Here is a 14,603-nt window from a genome sequence, read left to right as displayed (position 1 = left end):
AAATAAGACAGAATCTTTTGTTATTTTCCAAAGTATTGATTTTACTGCATTTTGAATGCGTTTTCATTATTGGTAAGACCACTTTTAAAAGTTGGCACGGTATTTGCTTTATAAATAGACGAGGGACGACGGAAAGGGTTGATTACAAAATATGAAGTTAGAATACTTAATTGATCAAGCAGCAGGGCAGCCTAAAAAAACTGTAGCTGTAGCAGTAGCTGAAGATCATGAAGTAATTGAAGCTGTAGCGAAAGCAATTAAATTACAGTTAGCTCAATTTCGTCTATATGGAAATCAAGAAAAAATAATGGGGATGCTACAAGAACATGGTTTACAAACTTCAGAACATGTTGAAGTGATTGCAGCAATGTCTAGTGCAGAGGCTGCAGAACTTTCTGTTAAAGCTGTGAGAAATGGTGAAGCAGACGTGCTTATGAAGGGGAACATCCCAACAGCGAATATTTTGAAGGCTGTGTTAAACAAAGAGTGGGGCCTACGTAAAGGTAGCGTACTTTCACATGTAGCAGCATTTGAAGTTCCAAATTACGATCGTCTTATTTTCGTTACAGATGCAGCGATGAACATCGCACCTGATGTAACACAAAAAGCTGCTATTATACAAAATACTGTAGAAGTTGCCCGGGCAATAGGAATCGACTTGCCAAAAGTGGCACCAATTGCAGCAGTAGAAGTTGTGAATCCAGCGATGCAGGCGACAATTGATGCAGCGATGTTAACACAAATGAATCGCCGCGGACAAATTAAAGATTGTATCGTTGATGGACCACTTGCTTTAGATAATGCAGTATCACAAATTGCAGCAGAGCATAAAGGCATAGTAAGTGATGTAGCAGGTAAGGCAGATATTTTACTCGTCCCAACGATTGAAGCTGGAAATGTGCTATATAAATCACTCGTATACTTTGCGGATGCAAAAGTAGGAGCAATGATTGCTGGCGCAAAAGCACCGATTGTTTTAACATCTCGTGCTGATTCAGCAGAAACAAAAGTATATTCATTAGCATTGGCAGTTGCGACTGCTTCAAAATAAACCAAAAAGGGTAAAACATTAGGGGGAAACGACAATGACATTAGAAATCTTCGAATACTTAGAAAAATATGATTATGAGCAAGTAGTATTTTGTCAAGATAAAGAATCTGGTTTAAAAGCAATTATTGCAATTCATGATACAACACTTGGACCGGCTCTTGGTGGAACAAGAATGTGGACATATGATTCTGAAGAAGCGGCGATTGAAGATGCATTGCGTCTTGCAAAAGGGATGACATACAAAAACGCAGCAGCTGGTTTAAACTTAGGTGGTGCGAAAACAGTAATTATCGGTGATCCTCGTAAAGATAAGAGCGAAGCAATGTTCCGTGCACTAGGACGTTATATCCAAGGACTAAACGGACGTTACATTACAGCTGAAGATGTTGGTACAACAGTAGATGATATGGATATTATCCATGAAGAAACTGACTTTGTAACAGGTATCTCACCATCATTCGGTTCTTCTGGTAACCCATCTCCGGTAACTGCATACGGTGTTTACCGTGGTATGAAAGCAGCTGCAAAAGAAGCTTTCGGTACTGACAATTTAGAAGGAAAAGTAATTGCTGTTCAAGGCGTTGGTAACGTAGCATATCACCTATGCAAACATTTACACGCTGAAGGAGCAAAATTAATCGTTACAGATATTAATAAAGAAGCTGTACAACGTGCTGTAGAAGAATTCGGTGCATCAGCAGTTGAACCAAATGAAATTTACGGTGTTGAATGCGATATTTACGCACCATGTGCACTAGGCGCAACAGTTAATGATGAAACTATTCCACAACTTAAAGCAAAAGTAATCGCAGGTTCTGCAAATAACCAATTAAAAGAAGATCGTCATGGTGACATCATTCATGAAATGGGTATTGTATACGCACCAGATTATGTAATTAATGCAGGTGGCGTAATTAACGTAGCAGACGAATTATATGGATACAATAGAGAACGTGCACTAAAACGTGTTGAGTCTATTTATGACACGATTGCAAAAGTAATCGAAATTTCAAAACGCGATGGCATAGCAACTTATGTAGCGGCAGATCGTCTAGCTGAAGAGCGCATTGCAAGCTTGAAGAATTCTCGTAGCACTTACTTACGCAACGGTCACGATATTATTAGCCGTCGCTAATCATTCATATATAACTTTTACAAAAGGTGTGGTTACCTCTTATGAGGTTTCCACTTCCTTTTGAATTTATTAGTGGAGGTAGCAACATTGTCTGTAAATCGAATTCTTGTTATTAACCCAGGTAGTACATCCACAAAAATTGGTGTTTTTGATAATGAAAGACCCGTTCTAGAAGAAACGATTCGTCATGACGTAGAACAGATTGGAAAATATAAGAGAATTATCGACCAATATGAGTTTCGAAAAGAAACGATTTTAGAAGTTCTACATTCTCATGGTATTAACATTTCAAAATTAAACGCTGTTTGTGGGCGTGGTGGATTACTTCGTCCAATCGAAGGCGGTACGTATACAGTAAACGATGCGATGTTAGAAGATTTGAAAAATGGCTTTAGCGGTCATCACGCTTCAAACCTTGGAGGCATTTTAGCATATGAAATTGCTTCTGGATTAAACATTCCTGCATTCATTGTAGATCCTGTCGTTGTAGATGAGATGGAGCCGGTTGCTCGTATAAGTGGCATTGCTGGTATGGAACGCAAAAGTATCTTCCATGCATTAAATCAAAAAGCAGTTGCTCGTAAAGTAGCTGAACAGTTAAATCACAAATACGAGGATTTAAATTTATTAGTTACACATATGGGTGGCGGTATTACAGTTGGTGCTCATAAAAAAGGAAGAGTAATCGATGTGAATAACGGTTTAAACGGAGAAGGACCATTTAGTCCAGAGCGCGCTGGTACAGTACCAGTAGGGCAACTAGTAGAAATGTGTTTCTCTGGTGAGTATTACCGTGATGAAATGATTAAAAAACTTGTCGGACAAGGTGGACTTGTAAGTTTAATCGGTACAAATGATGCGATTAAAGTAGAGCAAATGGTTGAAAAAGGTGATCCTGAAGCAACTCTTATTTATAAAGCAATGGCATATCAAGTTGCAAAAGAGATTGGCGGAGCTAGCGCTGTACTTCACGGGAAAATCGATGCAATCGTATTAACTGGTGGACTGGCATACAGTAAAATTCTTGTCGATGAAATAAAAGAGCGAGTGGACTGGATTGCAGATGTTATCGTACATCCAGGCGAAGATGAGTTAGAAGCGTTAGCAGAAGGAGCACTTCGTGTATTACGTGAAGAAGAAGCTCCAAAAGAATACGTTGTACGTGAAAAAGAAACGGTAGCTAGGGGTTGAGATAATGGCAAAAGAATATGATTTAGTCATCGTTGGCGGCGGTACTGGTGGATATGTTGCTGCAATTCGTGCATCACAACTAGGGTTAAAAACTGCACTAGTCGAAAAAGAAAATCTTGGTGGTACTTGTTTACACAAAGGATGTATTCCTAGTAAAGCTCTTTTACGTAGTGCGGAAGTATATGCAACTGCTAAAAAAAGCGAAGAGTTCGGAGTTATTGCAAGCAATGTAGAACTAAACTTTGCGAAAGTACAAGAGCGTAAAGAGAAGATAGTAACGCAGCTTCATAAAGGCGTTCAACATTTAATGAAACAAGGTAAAATTGATGTGTTTGAAGGTATTGGCCGTATTCTTGGCCCATCTATTTTCTCTCCGATGCCAGGGACAATTTCAGTTGAACTTGCAAGTGGAGAAGAGAATGAAATGTTAATTCCAAAAAATGTACTTATTGCAACAGGTTCTCGTCCAAATTCATTACCAGGTTTAGAATTAGACGGAGAGTACGTAATGTCTTCAGATCATGCTCTAAAAATGGAAACGCTTCCTAGTTCGATTATTATCGTTGGTGGCGGTGTAATCGGTATTGAGTGGGCATCTATGCTTGCTGACTTCGGTGTAGAAGTTACAGTATTAGAGTATGCGAAAACGATATTACCACTAGAAGATCAAGACGTTTCAAAAGAAATGCAACGTCTATTCAAGAAAAAAGGTATTAAAGTGGTAACTGGTGCAAAAGTATTACCAGAAACATTGGTAAAAGATAATGGAGTAACAATCCAAGCTGAACACAACGGTGAAAATAAAGAATTTAAAGCAGAAAAAATGCTTGTATCTGTAGGAAGACAAGCGAATACGCAAAATATTGGCTTAGAGAATACAGATATCGTTGTGGAAAAAGGATACATTCAAACAAATGAGTTTTATCAAACGAAAGAATCGCATATTTACGCAATTGGAGATGTAATCGGTGGCCTGCAACTTGCTCACGTTGCTTCTCATGAAGGAATTGCTGCAGTAGAACATATTGCAGGGAAAGAAGTTACACCAATTGATTACTCTATGGTATCAAAATGCGTATATAGCAGTCCAGAAGTTGCTTCTGTCGGTTTAACAGAACAAGAAGCAAAAGAAAAAGGCTATAAGTTAAAAGTAGGTAAGTTCTCATTCCGCGCAATCGGAAAAGCACTTGTATACGGAGAATCAGATGGTTTCGTAAAACTTGTAGTTGATGAAGAGACAAATGACATTCTTGGTGTTCATATGATTGGACCACATGTAACAGATATGATTTCTGAAGCTGGTCTTGCAAGAGTACTTGATGCAACACCTTGGGAAGTAGCACATACAATTCATCCGCATCCATCATTATCTGAGGCGATTGGTGAAGCAGCACTTGCTGTAGATGGAAGAGCGTTACACGCATAAAAATGTGGATTTAGGAGGTTATGAAAAATGGCAGAAGTAAAAGAAAAGCGCCATGAAGAGCTTGGCTTAAGTGATGAGCAAGTATTAGAAATGTTCCGTACGATGTTACTTGCACGTAAAATCGACGAACGTATGTGGTTATTAAACCGTGCTGGTAAAATTCCATTCGTAATTTCTTGTCAAGGACAAGAGGCTGCACAAGTTGGAGCGGCGTTCGCTCTTGATAGAGAGAAAGATTATGCATTACCATACTACCGTGATATGGGTGTTGTACTAGCATTTGGTATGACAGCTAAAGAGCTTATGTTGTCTGCTTTCGCGAAAGCTGGAGATCCAAACTCTGGTGGTCGTCAAATGCCTGGTCACTTCGGTCAAAAGAAAAATCGTATTGTTACAGGTTCATCTCCAGTAACAACGCAAGTACCACATGCAGTTGGTATTGCATTAGCTGGAAAAATGGAGAAGAAAGATTTAGTAACGTTCGTTACATTTGGAGAAGGTTCTTCAAACCAAGGTGACTTCCATGAAGGGGCAAACTTTGCTGGTGTACACAAACTACCTGTTATTTTTATGTGTGAAAATAACAAATATGCAATCTCTATTCCAGTTGAAAAACAATTAGCATGTAAAAACGTATCAGATCGTGCGATTGGTTACGGTATGCCTGGATATACAATAGACGGAAACGATCCGCTTGCAGTATATAAAGCTGTAAAAGAAGCAGCAGATCGCGGTCGCCGTGGTGAAGGCCCAACTTTAATTGAAACAGTATCATATCGTTTAACAGCACATTCTAGTGACGATGATGATCGTGTTTATCGTGATAAAGAAGAAGTAGAAGAAGCAAAGAAAAAAGATTCAATTATAACATTCGCGGCTTATTTAAAAGAAGCTGGTGTATTAACTGAGGAATCGGAAAAACAAATGTTAGACGAAATTATGCATATCGTAAATGAAGCAACAGAATATGCAGAAAATGCTCCGTATGCAGCACCTGAAGATGCATTGAAGCACGTATACGCAGAATAGGGGGGAACGTTTCATGGCTGTAATGTCTTATATTGATGCTATTACATTAGCAATGCGCGAAGAAATGGAACGCGATGAGAAAGTATTCGTTTTAGGAGAAGATGTTGGTAAAAAAGGTGGCGTGTTTAAAGCGACACACGGTTTGTATGATCAATTTGGTGAAGATCGTGCGCTTGATGCACCGCTTGCAGAATCTGCAATTGCTGGGGTAGCAATTGGTGCGGCAATGTATGGTATGCGTCCAATCGCTGAAATGCAGTTTGCTGATTTCATCATGCCAGCAGTAAACCAAATTGTTTCTGAGGCAGCAAAAATTCGTTATCGTTCTAATAATGATTGGACTTGTCCAGTTACAATTCGTGCACCATTTGGCGGGGGTGTTCACGGTGCATTGTATCATTCACAATCTGTAGAAGCGATGTTTGCAAACCAACCAGGTTTAAAAATCGTTATCCCTTCTACACCATATGATGCAAAAGGCTTATTAAAAGCAGCCATTCGTGATGAAGATCCAGTATTATTCTTCGAACATAAACGTGCATATCGTTTAATTAAAGGTGAAGTGCCGGAGGATGACTACGTATTACCAATCGGAAAAGCAGATGTAAAACGTGAAGGTGATGATATTACAGTTATCACGTACGGATTATGTGTTCATTTTGCTCTTCAAGCGGCTGAAAAGTTAGCACAAGATGGCATCTCTGCACACATTCTTGATTTACGTACTGTATATCCATTAGATAAAGAAGCAATCATTGAAGCAGCTTCTAAAACAGGTAAAGTTCTTCTTGTAACAGAAGACAATAAAGAAGGAAGCATTATGAGTGAAGTGGCAGCAATTATTGCTGAAAACTGTCTATTTGATTTAGATGCGCCAATCGCACGTCTTGCAGGTCCAGACGTTCCAGCAATGCCATATGCACCAACAATGGAAAAATTCTTTATGGTAAATCCAGATAAAGTTGAAAAAGCAATGCGTGAACTTGCGGAATTTTAATCGGGGGGACTATACATGGCTGTAGAAAATATTACAATGCCTCAGCTCGGGGAGAGCGTTACAGAGGGCACAATTAGTAAATGGCTCGTTAATGTTGGCGATCACGTAAACAAGTATGATCCGCTTGCAGAAGTAATGACTGATAAAGTAAATGCTGAAGTACCATCTTCTTTCACGGGGATTGTAAAAGAGTTAATCGCTGGTGAAGGTGATACGTTAGCTGTAGGTGAAGTAGTTTGTGTGATTCAAGTAGAAGGCGCAGATGAAGTAGCAGCAACAGCTGTTGAGGAAAAAACGAAAGAAGAACCAAAGGCAGAAGTAGCTACGTCTGAAAAAGCACCGAAAGTAAAACAACCAACTGATGGAAAACCACGTTTTTCACCAGCTGTGTTAAAACTTGCGGGTGAGCATAACGTTGATTTAGATCTAGTAGAAGGTACGGGAGCAAACGGCCGTATCACTCGTAAAGATATTTTAAAGCTAGTGGAATCTGGAAATATTCCGCAAGCAGGTGCAGCGAAGAAAGAGGAAGCTGTAGCGGCAGTAGTAGAAGCTCGCCCAGAAGCACCAAAAGCAGCACCAGTAGCGCAAAAAGTAGAAGCTGCGAAACCAGTTTCTGTACCTACAATGCCTGGAGATATCGAAATTCCAGTAACAGGTGTGCGTAAAGCAATCGCAGCAAACATGTTACGTAGTAAACATGAAGCACCACATGCTTGGATGATGATTGAAGTAGATGTGACAAACCTTGTGTCATACCGTAACTCAATTAAAGGTGACTTTAAGAAGCGTGAAGGCTTTAACTTAACGTTCTTTGCTTTCTTCGTAAAAGCAGTAGCACAAGCGTTAAAAGAGTATCCTCAAATTAATTCAATGTGGGCTGGCGATAAAATTGTTCAGAAGAAAGATATTAACCTTTCTATCGCTGTTGCAACAGAGGAAGAACTATTTGTACCAGTAATTAAGCAAGCGGACGAGAAAACAATTAAAGGTATCGCTCGTGAAATTACAGAACTTGCAGGAAAAGTACGTACGAAATCGTTAAAAGCAGACGAAATGCAAGGTGGAACATTTACAATTAATAACACAGGATCATTCGGTTCTGTTCAATCTATGGGTATTATTAATTACCCACAAGCGGCTATTTTACAAGTTGAATCAATTGTAAAGCGCCCAGTAATTATGGATAATGGTATGTTCGGTGCTCGTGACATGGTTAACTTATGTTTATCACTTGATCACCGAGTACTTGATGGTTTAATTTGTGGTAAGTTCTTAGGGCGTGTTAAAGAAATTTTAGAAAACATGTCAGAAAATAATACATCTGTATATTAATAAAAAGCTCGCTTATGCGAGCTTTTTATCATCTTATTTCTTCATCTACATCCTACTATATGTATAAATACCTTTCCCAGTAATCTTACAATAAACGATTATGTATTAGGAATTTACGAAAATACATTGCTGATATATGGTATATGGATATAAAATAAGAAAAGAATAATTTTTTTGGCAAATCTTACTGATGAAACTGTAGTATAATATATTGTATTGTATGAAAAAGAGAGTTATTCTATATAAGTGTTTTATAGATAATGTGTAATCAGTCGTCAAAACATGAAGAATGTTGACTCCTGGTTTTTTATTTTTGCCGTAACAATGTTTCAGGAGGATGTCATGAAAAGAAGTACCGAGTTTCTAAAAAGTTTAGATGTAAAATTAATTTTAATTTTGTGTGCACTATGTGTGACGAGTATAGCTGCTATATATAGCAGTCAGCAAACGGGACAGTATGGAGCTGCAAACTTTGCTATGAAACAAGGTGTTAACTACATAATTGGGGTTGTATTGTTACTTCTTGTTGCAAGCATTGATTTAGATCAGTTACAAAAATTATCTTGGCCGCTTTATATTGCTGGGTTTGCTTCACTTATTCTTTTGAAAGTATTACCACCATCAGGTTTTACACCTGAAAAATTAGGTGCAAAAAGATGGTTTGTTTTCCCAGTATTTGGACAAATTCAGCCGTCTGAGTTTTTCAAAATTGCATTGCTACTTGTAGTAGCGAGTATAGCAGTGAAACATAATGCACAGTATATGGCAAGGACATTCCAAACAGATTTAAAGCTAGTAGGTAAAATTATGCTAGTGTCACTTCCACCTATGGCGGTTGTATATAGTCAACCTGATACAGGTATGGTGTTCTTATATGCTGCTGCTATTGCATGTATTTTATTTATGTCAGGTATTCAAAAGAAATTGATAGCATTATGTACAGTTATTCCGTTGACCATATTATCTGCTTTAATATTTATTTTCTTTAAGTATCAAGATTTTTTCTATAATAATTTAGTTACTTTACTAAAACCTCACCAACAGTCGCGTATTGTAGGTTGGTTAAATCCATTTGAAAATGCAGATCAAGGTTATCAAACGCAACAATCGATTTTAGCTGTAGGTAGTGGAGGAATGGAAGGTAAAGGGTTTGGGGGAGGAAGCGTCTATATCCCAGAGAAGCATACTGACTTTATTTTCGCTACAATTGCCGAAGAAGGTGGATTTATCGTAGCAGCCTTAGTTGTCTTCTTGTTCCTATTACTACTATATCGAACAATTATTATTGGTTATTCCGCTGATAATTTATTTGGTACATTATTATGCGCTGGATCGATCGGTATATTAACAGTTCAAATATTCCAAAACATCGGTATGATCGTTGGATTAATGCCTGTAAAAGGTATTGCATTACCTTTCTTATCGTATGGGGGAAGTTCCTTATTCTCGAATATGATTATGATGGGGCTCATACTATCGGTACGGAAAACGTATAAAAAATATATGTTTTCAGTTAAGTAAAAAAAGCTGGTTCGTTTTTAAACGAACCAGCTTTTTTACATATATGCTCATAAACGTTGCAAACTAAAACAGGTTAGCAGTTTGAGACGGGTAAGGAGTGCAAAGTGATGCATATGCATATTTTTGAAGGAGCACGGCATCTTTCTAGTAGTGAATGGGTTATTCGGGCTATTATAGCATACATATTTTTAATATTAGTTGCGAAAGCGATGGGACAAAGGTCTATCGCACAACTTCGTTTTTTAGATGTTGTATTAGTGTTATTGCTTGGTGGGAATATTTCTAACGCATTGTCTGATGAAAAAGTAGGGTTACTGGGCTCGATGATTACAACGTTCATACTCGTTGTACTTCATATTATAAGCTCAGTTTTAATGCTGAAATGGGATAGATGGAGACGTTTTTTAGAGCCAGCACCTATCATTCTTATACATAATGGTTCCATTGATTTTAGCAATTTGAAAAAGGCGAGAATTACCGTGGAATATTTGTTTTCGGAACTTCGTATGCGAAATGTGAGCGATATTCAAACGATTAAATTAGCATTATGGGAAGCAAACGGTGTCGTTTCTATATTTCGGTATCCAGAATATGAAGCAGTTTCGCGGCTTGATCTTAAAGTGGCGGGAAAAAAATCTCCAGTTTCTTTTGTATTAGTAAAGGATGGGAGGATACAGAAAGATGTTCTTGCATTATTAGGAAAAACAGAAGCTTGGGCGCGAGAATTTCTAGAGGAGAGTACAGAAGTGGAATCTATTATGTTAGCTACAGTAGATGAATCACATAAAATAAATATTTTGTTAAAAAAATGAAAAATATACGCATTTTGTCGTTTCGAACATATGATACAATAGTGTGGACAACGAAAAAGGAGGCGATACGGTGGGATATGTAGAAGAATTACGAAAAATAGTTGGTCATCGCCCTTTAATTTTAGTTGGTGCTGTTGTACTCGTTATAAATGAAAATGGATATGTTTTATTGCAGCAGCGGACAGAGCCGTACGGAAAATGGGGGCTACCTGGCGGGCTAATGGAGCTTAGTGAATCACCAGAAGAAACAGCTTATCGTGAAGTATATGAAGAGACAGGAATAAAAGTGAAGAACTTGCGACTAATCAATGTATTTTCTGGAGCGAACTACTTTACAAAATTAGCAAACGGTGATGAATTTCAATCTGTAACAACCGCCTATTATACAGATGAATACGAAGGGGATTTTGTTATGAATAAAGAAGAAGCAGTTCAGCTTAAATTCTTTTCAGTAACAGAACTACCTGACTATATTGTAGGATCGCATAAAAAAATGATTGCTGAATATATGAAGATTATGGAAAAAAAGATATAATCATAGTGAAAGAAATACAAAAACACAGTTCTGGTTGGTAGTCCAGACGCATGATTTCATGTCAGTAACCTTCCCCTCCGGGATGTCCTGTATTTCTAATCTTTTAAAGGAGGGGCTGTCAATGGATTTGACAGTATATCACGATGGCCAATTTTTTGTTGGAATCATTACATGTAAAGAACAAGGGAAATTGTATGGGGCGAGGTATATTTTTGGGGCGGAACCGTCAGATGAAGAAGTGCTTATGTTTGTGAATGGTTCACTTTTAGAGCATTTTCAGCACTTTGCAAAATGTGGTGTAGAAGTTAAAGAAAAACAGCGTCCTAAAAACATAAAGCGTATCATACGACAAGCAGCAAAAGAAATAAATATTAAACGTTTTACTAAGGCGCAAGAGGCGATTAGTTTATCTTATGAATTGCATAAACAAGAAAAGAAAGTGCAGTCTAAAGAGAAGCGAGAAGCTGAAAAAGAAAGAAGACGTTTAATGAAAGTACAAAAAGCAAAGCAAAAACATCGTGGTCATTAAAGAAAAGGTGTTAGAGCAAGAGCTCTAACACCTTTTCTATACTTAAATACAAGTAAACTTACTTGTATTTCATAAACATTAACTGGTAAGATACAAATAGGTAGTTTTAGAGGAGGGAAAAGAGTGATTAATTTTAACTTTTTTATGAATGATGTTGTCCGCCAAGCGCGTGAAGAGATTGTCTCTGCTGGATATACAGAATTGACGACGCCAGAAGCGGTAGAAGAAGCGTTTAAAAGAAATGGAACAACACTTGTAATGGTAAACTCTGTATGTGGTTGTGCAGGTGGTATTGCTCGTCCTGCTGCTGCGCATTCCGTACATTATGATAAACGTCCTAACCACCTTGTAACGGTGTTTGCAGGTCAAGATAAAGAAGCGACAGCAAGAGCGCGTGAATATTTCGAAGGGTACCCACCTTCTTCTCCATCATTTGCTTTATTAAAAGATGGAAAAATTGTAACGATGGTAGAGCGTCATGAAATTGAAGGTCATGAACCGATGCAAGTTATTGCGAAACTACAATCATATTTTGAAGAGAATTGTGAAGAACTATAAAAAATAAGAGAAAAGGCGGCACGTCCACAATCAAGTGGATGTGCCGCCTTTTTTATTTATTATTAAAATTTATGGAATATGCATAGTTGTGTTATTTTATGCATCATTTTATACATAAAAAATAGCATTTATATTGTTTTGTTATTTATTTTTATTTTATATATTGCATAAAAATAAAAGTGCTGATACAATACAAACATCGAATAAATATTCTATTAAACTTTTAAATATACATCATTAGGGGGAAGAAAGATGAAGAAGTTAGTATCAATATCGTTTGCACTTATTTTAATTGTAAGTATATTCAGCGCTTGTAGTAATGGGGAATCGAAAGAAACAAAAGGAAATAAAAAAGTACTCGTAATGGGAACTTCAGCAGATTATAAACCTTATGAATATGTAGATGCGTCAAAGAGCGATGAAATTATTGGTTTTGATGTTGATGTTGCTAAATATATCGGAAAAGAACTTGGGTATGAAGTGAAAGTGAAAGATATGGATTTTGGTGGTTTATTAGCATCTCTTAGTTCAGGAAAAGTTGATTTCGTAATGGCAGGCATGACGCCAACTGCAGAGCGTAAAAATAATGTTGATTTTACAGATATTTATTTTGTTGCGAAAAATATGGTCGTTTCTAAAAAGGATTCTAACATTAAATCTGTAGAGGATTTAAAAGGGAAAAAAGTAGGAGTACAAACAGGGTCTATTCAAGAAGAGAAAGCAGCAGAATTTAAAAAACAAGTAGATTTCCAAGTTGAGGGACGTGACCGTATACCAGAAATCGTACAAGAAATTAAAGCTGGTCGTTTTGACGCTGCAATTATAGAAGACACAGTTGCTAAAAATTATTTAGAGAAAATGAAAGATTTACAAGGAATTGAAATTAAAGAAGCGCCAGAAGAAGTTGGAGCAGCAATTGCCCTTCCGAAAAACAGTGATAAAACAGCTGAATTTAATAAAGTAATTAAAAAAATGCAAGAAAATGGAGAAATGGATAAATTAGTGAAGAAATGGTTTGGCAGCGGAAAATAAGCTGCCTTTCACTTTTCTGTGAGGGGAATGAAAAGAATGAACTTAGATTTTTCGGCGATTACGCCTTCGATACCATATATACTAAAAGGTTTAGAAGTTACTTTGAAAATTGTAGCAGTATCAGCTTTAGCAGGATTTATTTTAGGAACGCTATTAGCACTTTGTAAAATTGCTAGAATACGAGCATTAAATATAGCAGCAGATTTTTATACATCAATTTTTCGTGGTACACCCCTTGTATTGCAATTAATGATTATTTATTTCGGTGTCCCGCAAATAATTGGTTATGAAATACCAGCATTCTTAGCTGCTGTACTTGCATTTAGCTTGAATTCAGGTGCATACATGTCAGAAGTAATTCGTGCTGGTATTCAAGCGGTGGATAAAGGACAAACAGAAGCAGCAATGGCTTTAGGGGTACCATACGGAAAAATGATGAGAAATATTATTTTCCCTCAAGCATTAAAAAATATATTACCAGCGCTTGTGAACGAATTTGCGACACTTACGAAAGAATCGGCTGTAGTAACAGTAATAGGCGCGACTGATTTAATGCGTCGTGCTTACATCGTAGGCGGTGAGACATTTAAATATCTTGAACCATTACTTTTTGTTGGACTGATTTATTATATGTTAGTCATTATTCTTACATTAGTCGGGAAGGCAATTGAAGGGAGAATGAAGAAAAGTGATTAAAATTGAAAACCTTCATAAATCATTTGGTAAAAACGAAGTATTAAAAGGAATTACAACAACGATTGAAAAAGGGGAAGTAGTTGCAATTATAGGACCTTCTGGATCAGGAAAATCAACATTTTTACGTTGTATGAATATGTTAGAAGCACCAACGGATGGTCACATTTGGATTGGAACGGAAGAAGTAACGAATCCGAAAACGAATGTTATGCATGTTCGTGAAAATGTCGGTATGGTATTTCAACATTTTCACTTATTTCCTCATATGACTGTATTAGAAAATATTACGTATGCTCCTACCAATGTAAAAGGGGTAACGAAGCAAGAAGCTGAAAAGAAAGCTGAGAAACTTTTAGAAAAGGTTGGACTAGTAGATAAAAAAGATACGTATCCAAATCGTCTTTCGGGAGGACAAAAGCAACGTGTAGCAATTGCAAGAGCGTTAGCAATGGAACCCGAAGTTATGTTATTTGATGAACCGACATCGGCGCTAGATCCAGAGATGGTGAAAGAAGTGTTAGAAGTTATGAAATCGTTAGTTACGACAGGAATGACGATGGCTATCGTTACACATGAAATGGGCTTTGCAAAAGAAGTGGCAGATCGTGTTCTTTTCTTGGACGGAGGAAAGCTTGTAGAAGATAGTGCGCCAGAAGAATTTTTTGCAGCGCCGAAAAGTGAACGTGCGCAACAATTTTTACAAAAAATATTGTAATATGAAAAGGTTATGTGAATAATAAGTAGAAAAGGATGACA

15 protein-coding genes are annotated in these 14,603 nt (G+C 37.3%); all 15 read left to right on the top strand.

What is annotated here, in order from left to right:
- The first annotated feature begins 151 nt into the window (after positions 1-151).
- Entirely contained in the window at positions 152-1,051 is a 900-nt protein-coding gene (yqiS, locus tag GD442_RS20110; protein WP_000764677.1) for a phosphate butyryltransferase, read from the top strand.
- 34 nt (positions 1,052-1,085) lie between these two features.
- The gene (locus tag GD442_RS20105) at positions 1,086-2,186 is read left to right on the top strand and encodes a leucine dehydrogenase (RefSeq protein WP_000171355.1); all 1,101 of its coding nucleotides are present in this window, start codon (positions 1,086-1,088) and stop codon (positions 2,184-2,186) included.
- Positions 2,187-2,273: 87 nt separating this feature from the next.
- Positions 2,274-3,377, top strand: coding sequence for a butyrate kinase (gene buk, locus GD442_RS20100; protein WP_000115781.1), 1,104 nt, complete (start codon positions 2,274-2,276; stop codon positions 3,375-3,377).
- A gap of 4 nt (positions 3,378-3,381) precedes the next feature.
- Positions 3,382-4,803: a dihydrolipoyl dehydrogenase gene (gene lpdA / locus GD442_RS20095; RefSeq protein WP_001051289.1), complete on the top strand. Its 1,422-nt coding sequence runs from the start codon at positions 3,382-3,384 to the stop codon at positions 4,801-4,803.
- 27 nt (positions 4,804-4,830) lie between these two features.
- On the top strand, positions 4,831-5,832 hold the full coding sequence (gene bfmBAA / locus GD442_RS20090) for a 3-methyl-2-oxobutanoate dehydrogenase subunit alpha (RefSeq protein WP_000852551.1): 1,002 nt from the start codon (positions 4,831-4,833) through the stop codon (positions 5,830-5,832).
- 13 nt (positions 5,833-5,845) lie between these two features.
- Positions 5,846-6,829 (top strand): 3-methyl-2-oxobutanoate dehydrogenase subunit beta, encoded by a 984-nt coding sequence (gene bfmBAB, locus GD442_RS20085; RefSeq protein WP_000290071.1) that lies wholly within the window; start codon positions 5,846-5,848, stop codon positions 6,827-6,829.
- Between the two features lie 15 nt (positions 6,830-6,844).
- A complete protein-coding gene (locus GD442_RS20080) occupies positions 6,845-8,164 on the top strand; it encodes a dihydrolipoamide acetyltransferase family protein (RefSeq protein WP_000257660.1) in 1,320 nt (439 codons plus the stop codon).
- Between the two features lie 342 nt (positions 8,165-8,506).
- A complete protein-coding gene (locus GD442_RS20075; protein WP_000831181.1) occupies positions 8,507-9,685 on the top strand; it encodes an FtsW/RodA/SpoVE family cell cycle protein in 1,179 nt (392 codons plus the stop codon).
- A gap of 107 nt (positions 9,686-9,792) precedes the next feature.
- Positions 9,793-10,497 (top strand): DUF421 domain-containing protein, encoded by a 705-nt coding sequence (locus GD442_RS20070; protein WP_000550974.1) that lies wholly within the window; start codon positions 9,793-9,795, stop codon positions 10,495-10,497.
- Positions 10,498-10,567: 70 nt separating this feature from the next.
- Positions 10,568-11,032, top strand: coding sequence for an NUDIX hydrolase (locus GD442_RS20065; RefSeq protein ID WP_000542551.1), 465 nt, complete (start codon positions 10,568-10,570; stop codon positions 11,030-11,032).
- Positions 11,033-11,153: 121 nt separating this feature from the next.
- On the top strand, positions 11,154-11,561 hold the full coding sequence (locus tag GD442_RS20060) for a YjdF family protein (RefSeq protein ID WP_000366599.1): 408 nt from the start codon (positions 11,154-11,156) through the stop codon (positions 11,559-11,561).
- Between the two features lie 144 nt (positions 11,562-11,705).
- The gene (locus GD442_RS20055; RefSeq protein ID WP_001979317.1) at positions 11,706-12,119 is read left to right on the top strand and encodes a BrxA/BrxB family bacilliredoxin; all 414 of its coding nucleotides are present in this window, start codon (positions 11,706-11,708) and stop codon (positions 12,117-12,119) included.
- 252 nt (positions 12,120-12,371) lie between these two features.
- The gene (locus GD442_RS20050) at positions 12,372-13,151 is read left to right on the top strand and encodes a transporter substrate-binding domain-containing protein (protein WP_000737673.1); all 780 of its coding nucleotides are present in this window, start codon (positions 12,372-12,374) and stop codon (positions 13,149-13,151) included.
- 36 nt (positions 13,152-13,187) lie between these two features.
- Entirely contained in the window at positions 13,188-13,847 is a 660-nt protein-coding gene (locus tag GD442_RS20045; RefSeq protein ID WP_001046916.1) for an amino acid ABC transporter permease, read from the top strand.
- Positions 13,840-14,562 carry an amino acid ABC transporter ATP-binding protein gene (locus GD442_RS20040; protein ID WP_000590206.1) on the top strand — a complete coding sequence of 241 codons (723 nt, stop codon included), beginning with the start codon at positions 13,840-13,842 and terminating at the stop codon, positions 14,560-14,562. The genes GD442_RS20045 and GD442_RS20040 overlap by 8 nt, the downstream gene beginning before the upstream one ends.
- The last annotated feature ends 41 nt before the right edge of the window (positions 14,563-14,603 follow it).

It is taken from the genome of Bacillus sp. A260 (genome assembly GCF_009861435.1).
Taxonomy (GTDB): Bacteria; Bacillota; Bacilli; order Bacillales; family Bacillaceae_G; genus Bacillus_A; species Bacillus_A cereus.
The sequence above is the reverse complement of the archived record's forward strand: the minus strand, read 5'-3'. Positions and strand labels throughout refer to the sequence as shown.